General features: G+C 59.4%; 16 protein-coding genes. 11 read left to right on the top strand and 5 right to left on the bottom strand.

What is annotated here, in order from left to right; genetic code table 11:
• The 4 genes from VN887_11870 to VN887_11885 form a co-directional block, all read right to left on the bottom strand.
• Positions 1-322, bottom strand: a 322-nt coding sequence (locus tag VN887_11870; GenBank protein ID HXT40700.1) for a hypothetical protein, incomplete at its 3' end; no start/stop codon positions are given.
• 2 nt (positions 323-324) lie between these two features.
• On the bottom strand, positions 325-1,002 hold the full coding sequence (locus VN887_11875; protein HXT40701.1) for a hypothetical protein: 678 nt from the start codon (positions 1,000-1,002) through the stop codon (positions 325-327).
• Positions 1,003-1,007: 5 nt separating this feature from the next.
• Positions 1,008-2,069, bottom strand: coding sequence for a pilus assembly protein PilM (gene pilM / locus VN887_11880; GenBank protein ID HXT40702.1), 1,062 nt, complete (start codon positions 2,067-2,069; stop codon positions 1,008-1,010).
• A 66-nt stretch (positions 2,070-2,135) separates the two neighbouring features.
• On the bottom strand, positions 2,136-3,011 hold the full coding sequence (locus tag VN887_11885) for a LysR family transcriptional regulator (protein HXT40703.1): 876 nt from the start codon (positions 3,009-3,011) through the stop codon (positions 2,136-2,138).
• A gap of 245 nt (positions 3,012-3,256) precedes the next feature.
• Between VN887_11885 and VN887_11890 the strand changes: the two genes are divergently transcribed.
• Entirely contained in the window at positions 3,257-4,543 is a 1,287-nt protein-coding gene (locus VN887_11890; protein ID HXT40704.1) for a nucleotide sugar dehydrogenase, read from the top strand.
• 170 nt (positions 4,544-4,713) lie between these two features.
• On the opposite strand, the gene VN887_11895 is transcribed toward VN887_11890, so the two are convergent.
• Positions 4,714-5,304: a fibronectin type III domain-containing protein gene (locus VN887_11895; GenBank protein HXT40705.1), complete on the bottom strand. Its 591-nt coding sequence runs from the start codon at positions 5,302-5,304 to the stop codon at positions 4,714-4,716.
• Positions 5,305-6,242: 938 nt separating this feature from the next.
• Here VN887_11895 and VN887_11900 point away from each other — a divergent pair.
• The 10 genes from VN887_11900 to VN887_11945 form a co-directional block, all read left to right on the top strand.
• Positions 6,243-9,494, top strand: a complete 3,252-nt coding sequence (locus VN887_11900; GenBank protein HXT40706.1) for a HEAT repeat domain-containing protein — start codon at positions 6,243-6,245, stop codon at positions 9,492-9,494.
• Positions 9,495-9,498: 4 nt separating this feature from the next.
• A complete protein-coding gene (locus VN887_11905) occupies positions 9,499-10,953 on the top strand; it encodes a DUF1080 domain-containing protein (protein ID HXT40707.1) in 1,455 nt (484 codons plus the stop codon).
• Positions 10,954-11,211: a hypothetical protein gene (locus VN887_11910; protein ID HXT40708.1), complete on the top strand. Its 258-nt coding sequence runs from the start codon at positions 10,954-10,956 to the stop codon at positions 11,209-11,211.
• Positions 11,212-11,227: 16 nt separating this feature from the next.
• Positions 11,228-11,941, top strand: coding sequence for a 6-phosphogluconolactonase (locus VN887_11915; protein HXT40709.1), 714 nt, complete (start codon positions 11,228-11,230; stop codon positions 11,939-11,941).
• 341 nt (positions 11,942-12,282) lie between these two features.
• Entirely contained in the window at positions 12,283-12,612 is a 330-nt protein-coding gene (locus tag VN887_11920) for a hypothetical protein (GenBank protein ID HXT40710.1), read from the top strand.
• Between the two features lie 158 nt (positions 12,613-12,770).
• Complete coding sequence (locus VN887_11925; GenBank protein ID HXT40711.1) at positions 12,771-13,187, top strand: GFA family protein; 417 nt, start codon at positions 12,771-12,773, stop codon at positions 13,185-13,187.
• Positions 13,188-13,487: 300 nt separating this feature from the next.
• Positions 13,488-14,114, top strand: coding sequence for a YfiR family protein (locus tag VN887_11930; protein HXT40712.1), 627 nt, complete (start codon positions 13,488-13,490; stop codon positions 14,112-14,114).
• Between the two features lies 1 nt (position 14,115).
• Complete coding sequence (locus VN887_11935; GenBank protein HXT40713.1) at positions 14,116-15,684, top strand: ATP-binding protein; 1,569 nt, start codon at positions 14,116-14,118, stop codon at positions 15,682-15,684.
• Positions 15,681-16,145, top strand: a complete 465-nt coding sequence (locus VN887_11940; GenBank protein ID HXT40714.1) for a response regulator — start codon at positions 15,681-15,683, stop codon at positions 16,143-16,145. The genes VN887_11935 and VN887_11940 overlap by 4 nt, the downstream gene beginning before the upstream one ends.
• On the top strand, positions 16,138-17,888 hold a 1,751-nt coding region (locus tag VN887_11945; protein HXT40715.1), incomplete at its 3' end, for an ATP-binding protein. The genes VN887_11940 and VN887_11945, both read left to right, overlap by 8 nt.

The raw sequence follows: 17,888 nt of genomic DNA on the forward strand, positions 1-17,888 counted from the left end.
TGATATTGACATCATGGCCGCCGCGCGCCTTTTCAAGCAAAAGGTAGGCCCAGGAATACAAATCTCCAGAAGCCATGGTCTCTTCGATCAGGCCCAGCTTGTTGGTAGCGGCTTCCATGTCTGCCTGGGCCTGCGCGGCCAGGCTGACGACCTTCCTGGCCTTATCCAGTTTGTCCCTGGCCTTGCCGAGTGCGGTTCGACTTGTTTTTAGTTGATCGTTGCGTGTTCTGACAACTCCCAGCCAAAGGCCCACACTGATCGCGATCGTTCCAATCGCCACGAGGATCAGTTTGTCACGTTTATCTTTGGAAAGTCGGGGCATGGTCAGCGGGTTTTTTCGGGGTACCGACATTCAAGTGTGAATGTGACAAACCGTTTCCCGGGATTGTTGGGATCCAGCTGTTCCGGTGAACGCAGCGTCAACTCGATTTTCTGTAAATTCGTCTTGAACTGCGCGTAGTTATTGATCGCTTCCTGAAATTTATAAATCTGGTCGCCGGGACGTTTGGAGTAGTCTTTCGCATCAATTGTGAACGTAATCCGTTCTGTGGAAGTGCCCGGCTTGCCACGGCTGACGATCCCGTCGGAATTCGTGGACGGCTTGACCGGTTCAGTGATCGCGTAGCTCTGGACGGTGTTCAGGCGCAGCACCTGGATGTCGTCAACGTTTGCGATCACGTACTGCAGGGCGTTCAGAGGCGTGCCCCAAAGAAAACGGTTCGACGCGAGGGACTGCAAAGCTGCCCATTTGCGCCGGGCTTCCGCGGCGCCGTCGAGATTTGCCATTACTTTTTTATATTCGGGCTCGAGTTTTTTCCACTCGGATTCGCACTTGTTGACTTCGTGCATGGCGGCCATCAGTTTGATTTGCAGACGACCGCTCCAGATCACCACCACTCCGACTATCAATCCGGCGACCCACATCGCGCGTTTGACGGGATCGCGTCTGCGCAGATCTTCCGCTGCCTGCTGTTCGGCCAGTAGATTGAGGCGTATCGGCATAGGTGTTATAGCGATGCCAGCGCCGCCCCAATGACCACGGAGAGTTGCGGAGCGATCTGGTCCACTTCGCCCATTTGTTGCGGCGGCAACGCCATGTTTAGAAAAGTTGTCGGGTTCCAGCTCGTGCAGGGAACCATCAGTTCGGTCTGGAGGATTTGAACGATATAATCCGATCGCGCCGAACCGCCCGAAACAAACACCTGAGTCACCGGCTTGTCCTGCTGGTGCTCGAAAAAATCAACGGACGCACGCAGTTCGCGACCCAGCGGCGCCAGCAACGTCACCATGGTGGACTGCACTTCGTCCGGCAGGCCGACTTTGATCCCTTCGGCCTCGGCGTAGCTGACGCCCAGGGCTTCGGCAACACCGTTGGTCAACCGGTCTCCTCCGATTCCAACCACCCGGCTCAGCATCAGCTCACCGTTCAGGAGGATGGTGATGGAGGAGTGCTTGAAGCCGATGTCCACCAAGGCAACCACTTCTTTGTTGAAAACGTCCGCTTTGGCCATCTCGAACGCGTTTGGCGGACCAATGAGGCTTGGGACAATCTGCTCCGGAATCAATCCCGCGTTCTTCGCAGCCGTCTGCCAGTCATCAATCAGTTGTCTTTTCGCGCCGCCAACCAGGACCGTGCATTTTTGCGCGGTTTTGGCAGAGTCCGGTTTAACCCCGGACCGCGGTGGAATGATATAACAATCGAACGCATGGTCCGGCAGATCCTGCTGTAAATAGCTTTTGGAATTGAACTTCAGCATAACACGCATGTCCGCCGCGGGCACCAGCGGCAATTCCGCGTGACGCACCAGCGAGTCACCTACGCCGACGGCCAGCACCACTTGTTTGGTGCGGCCGCCCAGGGCCTGATTGATCGCCCCGAGGTGCTCGCCCAGCAACTGGGGTGACAGCCCTTTCTCGTAAGCCGGAGCGTCCTGCAGTGCATAACCCAGAAAATTCAGCGAGTTACCCTTCCGTTGCAAATGGACCGCCTTGGTTGTGCGCGCCCCCAGGTCAATGGCGATTATCTGATCAAGTCGTCTGGTCTGGCTGCTGAGAAATGGCAACGCCATGAATCGCTTGTATATTTTCCGATTTTCAATTGCAAGTACTACTCACCGAACAACTCGGCCGCTCCGTCAAGTTAGCAACTGCTGTGCTCGCCTCTTGAACTCATCCAGGAACGCTTCGGTCAGTGGCGTCAAACGACCGCGCCATAAGACGCCGACCACGACTGGGGCAAAGTCGTCTAACTTCAAGACATGAACGCGCGTCGATATTCGCGCCTTTGGCACCGCGACGGAAAGCCCGATTCCAAAGCCGTTGGACACGTACGTCTCAATCAGATCCAGTGAGTCAACTTCTATCCCCACCGGCCAGGCGATTCCCCGCCGGGCAAGTCCGCTCTGAAAGCGTTTCGTGATTCCTTCGTTGGCGGGTAAACTGATAAGTGTTTCAGAGATCCTGTCCTGACGCCAGATTTCCGCCGCGGATTTGATCCGAAGCGCCTTCGGGACCAACAGCGCCAGGGGCAGTTCGATCAGGCTCATCGTCTTTATCCCCGCCGAAGCCCTACCTTCGATGAGCGTAACCGCCAGGTCCACTTCCTGGCTTTCCAGCCATTGCTCCATCTGCGGCTGGATCCCCTCGCGTAGCGTGATTTTCAACCGCGGGAATCGGGTCCGAAGATGGACCAGCATTTGCGGCAGATGATCGCGCAGGATCACCGACGTGGCAGCGATGCGGACGGGGCCGGCGGAATCGCCCCGAATCCTGTCCGCAACACTTCCGAGGTCGTCAAAAAATGGGCGAATGAACCTGAAGAGTTCCTGGCCCGGCGGCGTGAGCGTGAAGGGGCGGCGATGAAACAACGTCCTGCCGAGAGAATCCTCCAGTTGCAAAATCTGCCCGCTCACAGCTGGTTGCTGGATGCCGTAAGGAATGTTGCGCACCGCTTCGCTGATGCCTCCGTGTTTTGCCACGTAGTAAAAGAGTTCCAGATGATGGATGTTCATTTTGCGCGCAGCCTTCGGTGACAAGGATAATACGCAGGGATTTTCGCATGAGCAAGCGCGTAGCACTTGCAAAAAAGCCGGGGTTCGCCCATAAACGGGGCGCGGCTTGGACGCCGGTTTGCTTTTCTCGTACGCGCTTCAGCTTGTCGGACGGTCCGGTGAGAGAAGTACCGTGCCGAGCAAGGTTGCTCGGAATCCAAGACTCGCTTGGGGCGTTTATTTCGGGCTGTTCGTTATACTCTGATATGAAAATCGCGATCGTTGGTCTGGGCTACGTGGGACTCCCGCTCTCATTGCAATTCGCCAAATCCGGAGTGAGGGTGCTCGGGCTGGACATCGATCCGGCCAAGGTTAAATCACTAAACCAGGGCAGGTCATACATAAAACACATACAGGGCGCCGACATCAAAGAGCAGGTAAAGGCGGGACGCTTTTCCGCGTCGACCGATTTCCGCGGTGTCCGGACGGCGTCGGCAGTAATCATTTGCGTCCCCACGCCTCTGAATAAAAACCGGGAACCGGACATTTCGTACATCCTGAAGACCGGAGAATCAATTGCTCCGCACCTGCGCAAGGGAATCCTGGTCGTTCTGGAGTCAACGACCTATCCCGGGACGACGGACGAGGATCTGCGATCTGTGCTCGAGTCGGGTTCGGGTCTGGAGGCGGGGAAAGATTTTCACCTGGCTTTTTCACCGGAACGCGAAGACCCGGGAAATCCAGACAGCAAGGTTGCCGCGATACCCAAAGTCGTAGGCGGCTACACGGCCGCCTGTCGCGAAAAGGCGGTCGCGTTCTACCGCCGGGCGATCAACACCGTTGTTCCCGTTTCGTCGTGCCGCGCCGCAGAGGCCACCAAGTTGCTCGAGAATATTTTTCGCGGTGTAAACATTGCCCTCGTCAACGAACTCAAAGTGGTTTACGCGGCGATGGGCATCGACGTCTGGGAAGTCATCAACGCCGCCAGAACCAAGCCGTTCGGTTACATGGCGTTTTACCCCGGCCCCGGCCTGGGCGGGCATTGCATTCCCATCGATCCGTTTTATCTGACCTGGAAGGCGCGGGAATATGGACAGAGCACCCGGTTCATCGAACTCGCCGGCGAAATAAACACGGCGATGCCCGAGTACGTTGTTCATCGTGTGATGGAAGCCCTGAACACACGCGAGAAAGCAATGAAAGGAAGCCGGGTTCTCGTTCTGGGTCTGGCCTACAAGGCGGACGTGGACGACATGCGCGAGTCGCCAACCTTCAAGCTGCTCGACTTGTTGAAGTCGCGCGGCGCACACGTCGCTTATTACGACCCCTATATCCCGGTCATCGGCCCGACAAGGGAGCATGCTGACTGGAAGGGCGTACGGTCCGTCAAGTGGGATCGTAAAACGATCCGGGCATTCGATGTTGTGCTGATCTCAACGGCGCACAAGAACGTGAACTATCGCGAGCTGGCAGAATGGTCCGATACAATCGTTGACACACGTAATGCCATGGCGCCCGTCAGAACCAGGCGGGGACAGGTTTGGAAGGCGTAACGAATACGCTACAACGGCTCGAAAAAAGCAGCGCGGCTGGCGGGTTTAATCTTGAACAGGTTTCGCGCAATTCGTTCACCGGGCAGGAGGGCGTTCCGATCTGCGAAGTGATCCCCTCCCTCCAGCCTGCCACCCGGTCAGCTCACTGCCGTGCTTGATCAACTCCCGTTTCAGTGAACGACAACGCGGTAAAAACGGATTGCTGAATTGACGGCATCCGCGTCCTGGTATTCCAGCCATTGGCTCGTGGTTTGAGGCAGCGAGTACCAGATGGTCGTCCAGTTCTGAAGGTCCGCGGTTGCCTGAAGTTCGTAGGTCTGATTGGGCGACCCTAAAAACCTGATCTGCGCTGCGACTCCCGACTGCGGGTTCGATGTCAATTCAAGATTTGGACCGGCGGCGTAGAAAATAATCGGGACTTCATAGGAAATCTCGCTGGAAGGGATGCTTTCCAGACCATCCGAATTGTACGCCGTCACTGCAAAATAATAGGTTGTTCCCTCCTGCAAATTAGTAACGGTCGCGGTTATGTCGCCCGTGACGTTCACGGAATTGGTATAGACACCACTCACGCTTCCGTAATGCACGATGTATCCGACGACGTTCGTCTCCGGGTTCGCGTCCCAGGCGAGAGTCACGTTCTGGCTTCCGTGCGCGCGACAGCAAAAAACAGCCATCGCGAGAATCGCCACGAGAGGGACCTTGCGATTCACGATCGAAACGGCACCGAAAATCAGGCTCGGAATTTTCGTAATAAACATCACGTTTTCCGTTTAGCAGAGCGGGTGCCACGACAGCACAACGACGCAGCCGGACCTGGCAATTCGGACATCGGAACCTTCAATCGATCGAATCGGTCAGGAGGTGAGACTGAAAAACAGGCGACACATTTTTTTGGGCACTCCTCATTCTGCGCGCGCTTCACCCGAATGGAGCCTCATTGTTATACGTTAAATATCAGTGTGTTTTGGAATCACAAATCCCCGGCGGCTGTGTCCCGCTTTTCCACGCACGATGAAGACATCCCGTTGCGAGCCCGCCGGCCGAACTGACCGACACTGGAAATCAAGCGCCATGTCTTTCTGGGCAAGAAAAGTTATTCACCGGGCAGGACGGCTTATTCACAGCAAAACAATCCAATAATCGGACACACCGATGGCAACGATTGGGCACGGGTTTCGTCGCGCAATTATCGTGCGCTTGATCGAGAAGAACACTTGCCTTCTTCTTTGTGGCAACGCCGACCAACGATGCGATGGCGAGGTGGGGTTCTTTGGGTGCTTTCCTTGAATCGGGAGTCGGGCACTGGGTGTACCGCAATTCCCCGACAGAACACAACGTAGTAATAGGAGAGAGAAGCCGGTTGTCCCGTGAATGCCGCTGGTCAGCGATGGCCTCCATCATCAGAATTGTTTAGCAAATCTTCGCATAGTTTGATGGAAGGTCATGACATCTGGACGGCGCAGCCCGAAAAATCGCTTGATTGCGCATGGGTCTGGTAGTATGCCGCACGACACTTTCTCACCCGATGCAGGCGCGACACTCGCCCGCGCCCGGGATTAAATCACGATGCCTACAATCTCTGTTAGCCGGGCGTGGGGGCGCGCAGCGACAGGGCTGGTGCTTTTGCTGACGGGCTGCGAGAACGGTCCGCAACCGCGACGGTGAAGTTGAACCAGTTGGCCGAAGAGTTTTGCAAATGAAGATCGCCGCGGTATTCGCAATGGTCGCCTGTGCGGCCACATCGCCCGTGCCCGGAACAACTCTTCAACCACCGCCCGGCTGGCGCGTGGATCTCGTCGCGCAGGCTCCGGACATCCGTCATCCGTCGGTTGTTTGCGTCGCTCCGGACGGACGCGTGTTCGTCGCAGAAGACCCGATGGACATCAGCACACCGCATGCGGACGCGCAGGAAGGCCGCATCCTCTGCTTTCATCCCGACGGGACACACACGGTGTTCGCCGAAAAACTTCACGCCGTGTTCGGGATGCAATATCTCGAAGGCAAACTATACGTGCTGCACAATCCGAACTTCAGCGTCTTCACCGATGATAACGGCGTGGGAAAGGATCGCACCGAGTTGATCGAATCGATGAACCCCAACCCGTGGGCTCTGGATTGGAACGATCACGTGCCGGCGAATTTCAAGCTTGCGATGGACGGTTATTTCTATGTCGCAGTAGGTGACAAGGGCGTTTACGGGGCGGTGGGCAGGGACGGAAAGCGCGCGGATATGCGGGGCGGCATTCTCCGGATGCGGCCTGATGGCACGGAGCTGGAAGTTTATTGCACGGGCACGCGCAACATTCTCGACGTCGCGCTCACCGACGAAGACGAAATGTTCACCTATGACAACACGGACGAGAATCATTGGATGGGCCGCGTGACGCACATGGTGGACGGAGGCTTCTACGGATATCCGTTTGATTTCATTCCACAGCGGCCCTACACGCTCTGGATGCTCGCAGACTACGGGGCCGGGGCCGCGACCGGAGCGCTTGTCTGCAACGACGATGCCCTGCCGGACGAATACCGCGGGAACCTCTTCCTCGCCGACTTTGGCCAGCGCAACATCCGGCGGGTGCGCGTCGCGCGCGCCGGCGGAACCTTCAAAGCCGTCGCCAGCGAACAGCTTTTTCGGAATCCTCCCGCCGACTTCCGGCCCGTGGGGATCGCGTTCTCGGACGATGGCCTCGGCCTGTTCATCTGCGACTGGCAGCATCGAGACACCAAGGAGAACGTCGTCGTGGGACGGCTCTGGAAACTCACCTGGACCGGGACGAATCATGCCCAACCCCGCCCGCCCTGGTACGTCCACGCGGCCATGGGCAAAACGATTCAAGCCCGCGCCGACGATCTGCTTGCGGCGCTGGCGCACCCGGCCCGCCCGGTTCGACTTGTCGCGCAACGAGCCTTGATCGCCCGTGGTCGCGAAGCGTTGTCACCTCTTGCGGCATTGCTCGATTCAACGGACTCCCCAACACGCGCGCGCGTTCACGCCATCTGGGCATTGGACCGGATTGACGGCGGCAAATCGGCGCGCTCGGCGATCATCAGGGCGGCATCGGGCTCCGATCCTGTCCTCGCGCGGCAGGCGATCCGCCAGCTTGGGAATAGTCGCGCTCGAGGAGCCGTTCCGGAGCTTGCACAGCTCCTTTCCCATATTGATGCTTCAATTCGTTTCCAGGCGGCCACGGCACTTGGGCGGATTGGCGATCCTGCCGCGCTGTCCGAACTGACCCGTGCGCTCGCGGAAGCCGACCTCTTTACCCGCTACGCCGTGTTCCACGCGCTGAATGGCATCGGGCGCGCATCGCCACAGGCGTGGCCGAAAATTGTCGAAGGGTTCGCGAGCGACGACGCAAGGGTGCGCGAGGGGACGGCATTTGCCGTGCGCGAAACTTATGACGTCAAACTGGTGGATGCCCTAGTGGCCGCGTATCGGAAATCGCCGCAAGAGACCACGAACAGGGCGAAGCTGGCAGTATTGGAAACACTCGCCGCTTTGCACCACATGCCTGCGGAATGGAACGGCGAGTGGTGGGCTTATCATCCGTTCCGCCTGTCGCCGCCTGCGAAGACGAACGGATGGGCTGGCACCGCACTGGTACTGACCACCTTGAGCGAGGCGCTGCAGGATCCGAGTCCGCTGATTCGCGGCGCTTCAGTGGAAGGCTTGCAGCAGGTGCAGAACTCTGATGCCGGCGCGATGCTGCTCGCGCGCTTCGACGGTGAGAAAGACCCCGGTGTCAGACGCGCGATTCTTCGCGCACTGGCCGTGCTGAGGTACCCCGCCGCCGCACCTCTCGCGGCGCGCCTAATAGAGGACGATTCATCGCGGAAGGAATCCGCCTCCGAGGTCATGCTGCTGGCCAAGGCAACAGGCGGAAGCGCGGTGGTGGACGCGTTGCAATCGGTCATCCGTTCCTGCTTAGACGCAGCTTATGTCCGCGAGGCCATAGACGCTCTCGGAGAGATTTCCCAGGGACAGGCCGCCCCTCTTCTCCAGGCAACGGCAAGGAGCGGCCCGGTGCAGACGCGCATTGCCGCAATCGCAGTTCTCGGGCGGTTGAGTGCGACCGATACCGGTAAAACACTGATCGACCTGCTCGATGATTCCGAGCCGGAAATCCGCGGCGCGGCCCTCCATGCGCTCGCGCAGGCGAAAATCGCCGCCGCGGTTCCCGCCTTGCTGCGGGCCTGGCAATCGCCCGAGTTGAAGGTCGAGGCGGCATCGGCGCTCGCGCGAACACCCGATGTCCGCGCGATCGATGTGTATCTCGAGGGTCTTTCCTCGCGGCAGGCGTCACTTCGCTCCGCCTGCCGCACGGCCCTTGGCAGGATTCGCGACGAAGCGCTTCCGCTGCTGGCGCCCCGTTTCAAGTCGCTGCCTCTGGACGTGGTTGGAGAGTTGCAGCAGGTTTACCGCGGAAATGCTGGAGCCTCCACTGCCGGGTTATTTGCCATCGAAGCCAGGCGCCCGGATCGCGAGGCATACCTGGCCTTCAGTCTCGCCACCCCGGGGGACGGGAACCGGGGCGAGCGGCTCTTCCACGACCGATCGGGTGTCGCCTGCATCAACTGCCATCGTGTAAAAGGCGAAGGCATGGATATCGGTCCCGACCTGAGCGGCGTCGGGGCGCAGTTCGACCGGCGGGCGCTGGCAGAGAGCATTCTCTGGCCGAGCCGCGCCGTGAAGGAGGGTTACAACGTCGTTGAAGTCGTGCTGAATGATGGCGACGAGGTCAGCGGCATGATCCGCGGGGAAACATCCGAGTCGCTTTCGCTTCAGCCCGCGGTTGGCGAGCCCCTGTCGATTCAGAAGGCGAAGATCAAGGCGCGGCGCCCGACGGAACTCTCCCTGATGCCGGACGGCCTGGAGGCCGGGCTTTCGCTGGAGGATTTTGCGGACCTGTTGAGTTATCTCGAGAGTCTGCGCAGTGGGTCTTGAAGAAATGAAAACATTCCGGCCGTCATTGTTCGTCAGCAGACCCGCGCAAATGCTTCTGACGCTTGCGACGTCGCTGCTCGTCGCGGCGGTTGCCGAAACTCCCCCGACATGGACAAGCCTTTTCAATGGGAAAGATTTTGAAGGACTGGATGTGTATCTGGCCCCGCCGACGGGCTCGAAGCAGCCGCTGGGACTGAACAACGATCCACGCGGCGTTTTCACGGTTGTTGAAACCGACGGGCGCCCCGCGATCCGGGTCTCCGGCGAAATCTACGGTGCGATCACCACGCGGCAGGAGTTCGAAAACGTGCACATTCGCGTTCAATACAAGTGGGGTGAAAAGAAATGGCCTCCCCGCAACGAGCCGCGGCACTACCGTGATTCAGGCATTTTATATTGGTGCATCGGTCCGCATGGCGCGGGGAGCGAAGCATGGATGCGTTCCATCGAAAGCAACATCATGGAAAAGGGGGTCGGCCAGTGGTGGGGCGTGGCGGGCACCTACTGCGATGTCGAAGGGCGAAACGTCGTGCTGGACAACGAACCCGCCGTTCCTTATCGCGGAGAATCTCCGGGAGAGCAATGTATCCTTTGGGAGCCAGGAGCAAAGCGCGTGACGGTTAAACCTTACGAGGGAATCACCTCACCGATTGATCCCGAGAAGCCGCACGGGGAGTGGAATGTCGCCGAGGTCATCACGTGGGGCAACGTTTGCATCCATCTGCTCAACGGCAGGGTCGTGCTCGTCATCGCAAACCCGCGTTTTCAGGAGAATGGTCGCGAGCAGCGGCTGCATCGCGGCAGGATACAACTTCAATCCGAAGCGGCGGAACTTTTCTACCGCGACTTCGAGGCACAACCGATCTCGTCGATTCCCGCCGGATTGCTCAAGCAGGTCCCCGTCGAACCGCAGGACGAGGCAGGCTTTGCACCGCTGTTCGGCATCGACGCAAACGATGGCTGGACGCAATGTGGTCCCGGCCATTTCAGTCTCGAGGACGGAGTCGCCACCGGACACGGCGGAATGGGCCTGTGGTGGCACACGAACCGGACGTTTACCAACTTTGTCTTGCGCGGCGAGTGGCGGCAGGAGGGTGAAAACTCCGACTCCGGGGTGTTCTTCCGTTTCCCGAATCCGGGCGACGATCCCTGGACTGCGGTGCGGCAGGGACATGAATTCGAGATAGGCGCAACCAGACCGTCGAAATCGAAAGAAGGGACAGGCTCATTCTATCCATTCCACGGTCCGGTCGCTTTACCACTGAAGCCGGTGGGAGAATGGAACCGCTACGAATTAACCTGCATCGGGCCGAACTACTCGTTGCGAATCAACGGCCAGCTCGTGAATACCTGGACCGACGATCAAGGCCGGCCCCTGGTCGGTTATGTCGGAATCCAGAACTATCCCTACCCCCAGGCGGTCCAGCACCGAAACGTGCGCATCAAGGAACTGCTCTAATTGAATCCGCTCTCAAAGACTCAACCTGCGATCCCCGTCCGGCTCGGCATCATCGGCTGCGGCGACGTGCTCGATCCGGAGTTCGTTGTTCTCGGCAGCGGACTAGGATTGGCAGGCGGCCCATATCGCGCCGCCTTCGAAATCGGTTTCCACGCGCATTTCTGGCTGCCGGTCCACGCGGTGGTTCCGATTCTCCCGACGAAGCAGGGCGCGGATGCGGGCGTTGTTGGCGCCGCGTTCACTTCACAGATCAACTGAGACTGCGGAAGCAATTATGCTGTCGCCGACCGTCTTTCCGGATCACGAAGCGATGAGCCACGCCGCGGCCGATCTGCTCGCCGGGGAGTTCCGGCGCAAGCCGGACACGCTTCTTTGCCTCGCGACCGGCGGCACGCCCAGGCGGAGCTATGAACTGCTGGCCGCGCGGTGCGAAACCGGCGCCGGTCTCTTCGATCAACTGCGCGTCCTCAAGCTGGACGAGTGGGGCGGAATCCCGATGGAAAACCCGGCGACATGCGAAAATTTTCTGCGCAAATCGTTAGTCGGGCCATTGCGACTGGAGTCGCGTTATGTCGGATTCCACAGCCGGCCCGCGGACCCCGTGGCCGAATGCGACCGGATCCGCCTCTGGCTGGCCGGCAATGGCCCGATCGATCTTTGTGTGCTAGGTCTTGGCGTCAACGGCCACATCGGCTTCAACGAACCCGCGGACGCGCTTCAACCTCACGCGCATGTCGCGACGCTCTCCGGCGAGTCGCTCGCGCATTCGATGATCACCAACGAGCGGGTAAGGCCGGACTTCGGATTGACCCTGGGCATGGCCGACCTGCTTCAGGCGCGGCAGATTCTCCTCCTGGTCAGCGGACGCTCCAAACGCGCGCCGCTGCAACAGCTCCTCTCCGGCCGGATCTCGACACACTTTCCCGGCTCATTTCTGTGGTTGCACGAAAAAGTGAGCCTGTTCTGCGATCGAGCGGCCCTGGATTGACGACGACCGCCGAGGGCAGTCGCGTTCCTCTCCGGTGGACGAAACAATTTCGGAGTGCGGTTCGCGGGCGGTGGTCAGGAATTTGCGCGGCGGCCAACCGCGGCCGCAGCGGGCGTGAGTGAGAGAGCCCGGGGGCCTTTTTCGCGCATCGACAGTTTTGGGGTTTCGGAGTATGTAGGTCTTCATGGTGTCTGCTGTCCTTTCAGGGTTTGAGTTCTTGCCGGACCAAACTTGTGGCCCGGCCTTCCGACACTCGTCGGGGCGCAATCCACGTTCCCGAAAAGCAGACACGCTTGGCTCGCCCATCGCGAGCCATAATGACTAGGCCACTCGCGCACCTCATGAACATCGAGCCAGACAGGCGGCTTCAAGATTCCGAGTTGGAGCTTTCGGGCTGTATCTATGGCCACTGTCCTGTTCAGGCCCAGGGCGCGGTGCGAGGGCGTTCATTTTATTTCCGAGCGAAGCATGACGAGTGGAGCTTTTCACTTGCGATGCGTCCTGATACAGAGTCGGTGGATATTTGTTCATCAGCACAGGGCTTTTATCGGAGTGGCAGCTATGGCAAGGCTCACGGTCGTGGTCCAGACGCAGGCTGGATGCCTTACGATGAAGTTGAACAGATCATCAGACGTTGCATTGATGAGTATTTACAAACGACCGTCACCTAACCGTTGTACGTCGAGAGGTTGTCCGCAGTTTTTGTGAGTCTGGAGGCTGGCGGGAGAGCGTTCGGGGCGGACTGAGGCGGAGTTGTGCTTCCTTTCGCTTGCAGCTTCGCCTCTCCATGGCGGCCGTCGATTGCCGGGAGTAAATCGGACCGGACGTGATGACTGAAAATTTTGAAGCCTCGTGCCTGCGTGGCGGAATCCGGCTGAGGTATTCGGGCAAACTCGGCGCGTCCAATTATTGCCACTGCGAGGATTGCCGGCGGGCGAACGGCAGCGCCTTCAACATCGGACTCCAGGTCGATCGGAAAGATCTGGAAGTGAAGGCAACGACGGAGATGAAGAGCTACAGGTTCAAGAGCGGCAGTGGCAGGGAGATCCAGAGGTGTTTTTGCGGCACTTGCGGTTCGCCGATTTTTACGTTGCATCCGGCCCGGCCGGAATACGCATGGGTCAAGGCCGGCATCATTCATCAACCCGAAATCGTAAAGCCCGCTTACGAGAACTGGGTCAAGGACAAGGTCAAGTGGGCAGTCATCAACGTGACCGAAAGCAACGACGAGGGCAGACCAACCTGATCCGGCTACACGTCCGGGACGTTGAGCAGCGCAAACCAACTCTCCCGTTCGGTGGCAAATCGCCTTGCGAAGCTCGGGGCCATCAACTATGCTGCCCGCATGAACTCCGTGAAGTCGAACAAGTAACGCGCAATGTTGTCAACCGGAACGCATCTCTCTGGCTACCCATGCCACGCGTGCCGCTGCTCGCGCCCCAACGCCCGCTGCCGCGCGAGTTGCCGATCAACGGCAAACACCTCCGGCGGTCCATAGGTTCCCCGTCCGACGGCTCAAGTCCGACCACGAGTGGCTTTCGTCATTATGTATCGAATCGTTCTGCCCTTGCTGACCCTGGCGGGCTTTTTCGCCGGGCTGGCCGGCGTTTCCGCAGCCGCGCCCACGGAGTACGAAACGAAGGCGGGTTATCTGCTCAACTTCGTCGAGTTCGTCGAGTGGCCGGCGGGAACGTTCCAGGACGCCGCATCGCCCGTCATCATCGGCGTCATGGGCAAGGACCCCTTCGGCGCGGAGCTGGAAAAGCTGAAGGACAAACTCGTGAACGGCCGGAAGCTGCAAATCAAGAGATTCAAGGGGGCGCTGGAGTTCCGCGGCGCGGAAGCGCCCGGCCGCCGGCAGGAAAACCTGACTTTCAGCCAGGCGAAAAAGCTCACTGAACTGAAGTCCTGCCACATTCTTTTCATCAGTTCGTCGGAGAAGAAATATCTTTCGATGGTTCTGAAACCGCTCAGAGACTCGTGCGTCGTGACGGTGGGGGAGACCCCGGTTTTCACGCGCGAAGGCGGCATCATCAACTTCCTCAACAACGGAAACAGGGTGGAATTCGAAATCAATCTGGACGCCGCCGAGCGCGCCCGATTGAAGTTCAGCTCGAAATTGTTGAGCCTGGCAAAGGTCGTCAAGAGCGAGCATCCGGACGAGAAAAAGTAACATGCGTTTCCTGCGCGATGTCTCTTTCAAGCGCAAGCTGATGGTCGTCATCCTGCTGACCAGCAGCGCCGCGTTGTTGCTGGCCTGCGGCGCTTTCATATTTTACGAACTCGCCGAGTTCCGGAAGGACGTCGTGGACGACCTCACGGTCAAGGCGGACGTGATCGGCGCGCAAAGCACGGCGGCGTTGAAGTTCAAGGATCCGAAGGCGGCAACCGAAATCCTCGAAAAACTCAAAACCGAAAAGCACATCGTCGCGGCCTGCATTTATGGCAGGGACGGCAAACCGCTTGCGAAATATCTGCGGCCGGACGAGAAGAGAGACTTCTCACCTCCAGCGACCCTGTACAACGCCCATTTGTTCAAAAACGGCCATGTCGAACTTTTTCGCGAAATCATTTTCAACCGGCTCGACATGGGCACGGTTTATCTGAAGTCGGACCTGTTGGAAATGGACTCACGCCTCAAGCAGTATTGCAAGATCGTCGCCGTCGTGCTGCTGGTCGCCATCGGAGTCACCTGGCTGCTTTCGTTCCGACTGCAGCAGGTCATTTCGACGCCGATAATGCACCTGGTGATGACCGCGCGGGAAGTGTCCGAGGGAAAGAATTATTCCCTGCGCGCGGTCAAACAGAGCAACGACGAACTGGGCGCCTTGATTGACGGATTCAACGACATGCTGGCGCAAATCCAGGCGCGCGACGCCGAACTGGGAAGAGGGCGGGAGCATCTGGAGCAGCGCGTGCGGGAGCGGACCAGTGAGTTGCAGCAGGAAATCGCCGAGCGCCGGCAGGCCGAAGAAAAACTGAAGGCGACGGCGACACGCCTGGAGCGCAGCAACCGCGAGCTGCAGGATTTCGCCTACGTGGCGTCGCATGATTTGCAGGAACCGTTGCGCAAGGTGCAGGCCTTTGGCGACCGACTCAAGGCCGCGTGTTCCAAGGCGCTGGGCGCCGAAGGGCGCGATTACCTTGAGCGGATGCAGGCCGCGGCCAAACGGATGCAAATCCTCATTGACGATCTGCTGGCTTTTTCGCGGGTCACCACGAAGGCCAACCCGTTCGAGCCGGCGGATTTGAATGAAATCGCCCGCGAGGTGTTGTCCGATCTCGAAGTGCGCATTCAGCAGAGCGGCGGACGGGTGGATCTCGGCGAACTGCCGAAGATCGAGGCGGACCCCCTCCAGATGCGCCAGTTGTTCCAGAACCTGGTGGGCAACGCGCTCAAGTTCCACCAGGAGGGCAAACCGCCGGTCGTTAAAATTCGCGGCCGGATTCTTGACGCACCCGCGGGCGCCCCCGCCGCCAATGGCGCCAGCGGTGACCTGTGCCAGATCACCGTCGAGGACAACGGAATCGGCTTTGACGAAAAGTATCTGGACCGGATATTCATTCTGTTTCAACGATTGCACGGCCGGAGCGCTTATGACGGAACCGGCATCGGCCTGGCGATTTGCCGAAAGATCGCCGACCGTCATGCCGGCGATATCACGGCGAAAAGTGCGCCGGGCGAAGGCTCCACGTTCATCGTCACTTTGCCATTGAAACAGTCGAAGCAGACCCTCGCATGAAACCCAAACCCATCACGCTCCTTCTCGCTGACGACGATCCCGACGACCGGCTGCTGGCGAAGCAGGCGCTTGAAAAGAGCCGGGTCGCAAACGATCTCCGGTGTGTGGAAGACGGCGAGGAACTGCTCGACTATCTGCGCCGGCGCGGCAGGTACACCGACCCGCGGGAATCACCGCGGCCCGGGCTGATCCTGCTGGATTTGAACATGCCCCGGAAGGATGGCCGCGAGGCGTTGCGGGAAATCAAGAACGATCCAAAGTTGCGCGAAATTCCCGTGGTCGTGCTGACCACCTCCAAGGCGGAGGAGGACATCGCCCGGACCTACAATCTGGGCGTAAACTCCTACATCACCAAGCCGGTGAAATTCGCCGCATTGGTTGATGTCATGAAGGCGCTTGGCAAATACTGGTTTGAAATCGTCGAACTGCCGGGCACTCAGGGCAACCAACGCCATGGATGATCCGCCGCTAAAGGTGTTGCTCGTCGAAGACGATGAGGATGACTACATCCTGACGCGCGAGTTTCTCGCGGAAATCCGCGGCGACAATTTCAAGCTGGACTGGGCCGAAGACTCGGACGCGGGGCTGGACGCCATCCGTCAGGAACAACACGACGTTTATCTGGTGGACTACCGCCTCGGCAAGGGCAATGGCCTCGATTTGCTGCGCGCGGCCGTTGCTCACGGCTGCAAAACCCCCATCATTCTCCTTACGGGACTGGGCGACCACCAGGTGGACAGCGAGGCCATGCGCTCCGGTGCGGCTGATTATCTGGTCAAGGGCCAGTTCGACGCGCAGCTGCTTGAGCGCTCGATCCGGCATTCGATTCTGCGCAAGCGGGCGGAACGGGAGCTTCACCAGCAATTGACCCGCATCAGCCTGTTGAACCAGATCACGCACGCCATCTCCGAGCGGATGGATCTGGAGAGCGTGCTCAATGTCGTTTTGGGACAATTGGAGGTTCATTTGCCGGTGGATTACGGCGCCGTTTACATTTTCGACGCGCAGGCCAATGCGTTGAGCCAGGCCGCGGCGCGCTTGAAAAGCCCGTTGCCCACCGCCGACATGATCTCGCTGGATCAGTTGGCGATGCCCCTGGCGCAGACCGGTCTGGAGGCATGCACGAGGGGTGAGCTGCTTTATGAGCCCGAAATTGCGAAAACCGAAGCGCCGCTTCTCAGGAAACTGACCGAGACCGAGATGAGTTCAGCCGCCGTGGTGCCGATGATGGTGGAGAAGGACCTGTTCGGCATCCTCGTCGCGGCGCGCGCGAAGCCCAACGGCTTCAGCATCGGCGAATGCGAGTTTCTGCGCACCCTTTGCGAGCACGTCGCACTGGCGGCGCACCAGGCCAGGCTGCACTCCAAGTTGCAGAGCGCGTACGACGAAATCCGCCAGACCCAGCAGGCCGTCATGCAACACGAACGGCTCCGCGCCCTTGGCCAGATGGCCAGCGGAATCGCCCACGACATCAACAACGCGCTTTCGCCCGTGTCCGGGTTTGCCGAGCTGCTTTTGAGGAATGAGAAAGATCTCAGCGAAACGGCGCGCCGGCACTTGAACCACATCAAGACCGCCAGCGACGACGTGGCCCACATCGTCACGCGGATGCGAGACTTCTATCGCAAGCGAGACGACCACCAGCCACTGCTGCCGGTCGGCCTGAATCAGCTGGTCCAGCAGGTGATTGAATTGACGCGCCCCCGGTGGCGCGACATCGCCCAGCAACGCGGCATCTCGGTGGAGGTGAAGCCCGATTTCGATCCGAATCTGCCCGAAATCATCGGCACGGAAAGCGAACTGCGCGAGGCGCTGACCAATCTCATCTTCAACGCGGTGGACGCCATGCCCCGGGGCGGTGTGATCACCCTGCGCACGCGGGTGGGCGCCTGGGTTTATATGAGGGGCGGCGGCAAGACACCCAGCCATATCTCGCTCGAAGTCATGGACACGGGAGTTGGCATGGACGACGAAACGCGCAAACATTGCCTGGAACCATTCTTCTCGACCAAGGGCCAGCTGGGTACCGGCCTCGGTCTGGCGATGGTTTATGGCGTGGTGCAACGCCACGATGGCGGCATTGAAATCGACAGCGCCCCCGGCAGGGGAACCACGCTGCGCCTGATCTTCCCCGTGCGCGAGGCTCCTGCAGCAGAATTCAGCGAGAGCCCGGGCGAGGCCGAGCCGCTGCCGCCGATGCGCAT

This window comes from Candidatus Angelobacter sp. (assembly GCA_035607015.1).
GTDB lineage: Bacteria > Verrucomicrobiota > Verrucomicrobiia > Limisphaerales > AV2 > AV2.

Bases quoted from the DNA above. Each gene is read 5' to 3' on its own strand.
- VN887_11875 (HXT40701.1), bottom strand. From the start codon at position 1,002: ATGCCGATACGCCTCAATCTACTGGCCGAACAGCAGGCAGCGGAAGAT.
- pilM (HXT40702.1), bottom strand. From the start codon at position 2,069: ATGGCGTTGCCATTTCTCAGCAGCCAGACCAGACGACTTGATCAGATA.
- VN887_11885 (HXT40703.1), bottom strand. From the start codon at position 3,011: ATGAACATCCATCATCTGGAACTCTTTTACTACGTGGCAAAACACGGA.
- VN887_11890 (HXT40704.1), top strand. From the start codon at position 3,257: ATGAAAATCGCGATCGTTGGTCTGGGCTACGTGGGACTCCCGCTCTCA.
- VN887_11895 (HXT40705.1), bottom strand. From the start codon at position 5,304: ATGTTTATTACGAAAATTCCGAGCCTGATTTTCGGTGCCGTTTCGATC.
- VN887_11900 (HXT40706.1), top strand. From the start codon at position 6,243: ATGAAGATCGCCGCGGTATTCGCAATGGTCGCCTGTGCGGCCACATCG.
- VN887_11905 (HXT40707.1), top strand. From the start codon at position 9,499: ATGAAAACATTCCGGCCGTCATTGTTCGTCAGCAGACCCGCGCAAATG.
- VN887_11915 (HXT40709.1), top strand. From the start codon at position 11,228: ATGCTGTCGCCGACCGTCTTTCCGGATCACGAAGCGATGAGCCACGCC.
- VN887_11920 (HXT40710.1), top strand. From the start codon at position 12,283: ATGAACATCGAGCCAGACAGGCGGCTTCAAGATTCCGAGTTGGAGCTT.
- VN887_11925 (HXT40711.1), top strand. From the start codon at position 12,771: ATGACTGAAAATTTTGAAGCCTCGTGCCTGCGTGGCGGAATCCGGCTG.
- VN887_11930 (HXT40712.1), top strand. From the start codon at position 13,488: ATGTATCGAATCGTTCTGCCCTTGCTGACCCTGGCGGGCTTTTTCGCC.
- VN887_11935 (HXT40713.1), top strand. From the start codon at position 14,116: ATGCGTTTCCTGCGCGATGTCTCTTTCAAGCGCAAGCTGATGGTCGTC.
- VN887_11940 (HXT40714.1), top strand. From the start codon at position 15,681: ATGAAACCCAAACCCATCACGCTCCTTCTCGCTGACGACGATCCCGAC.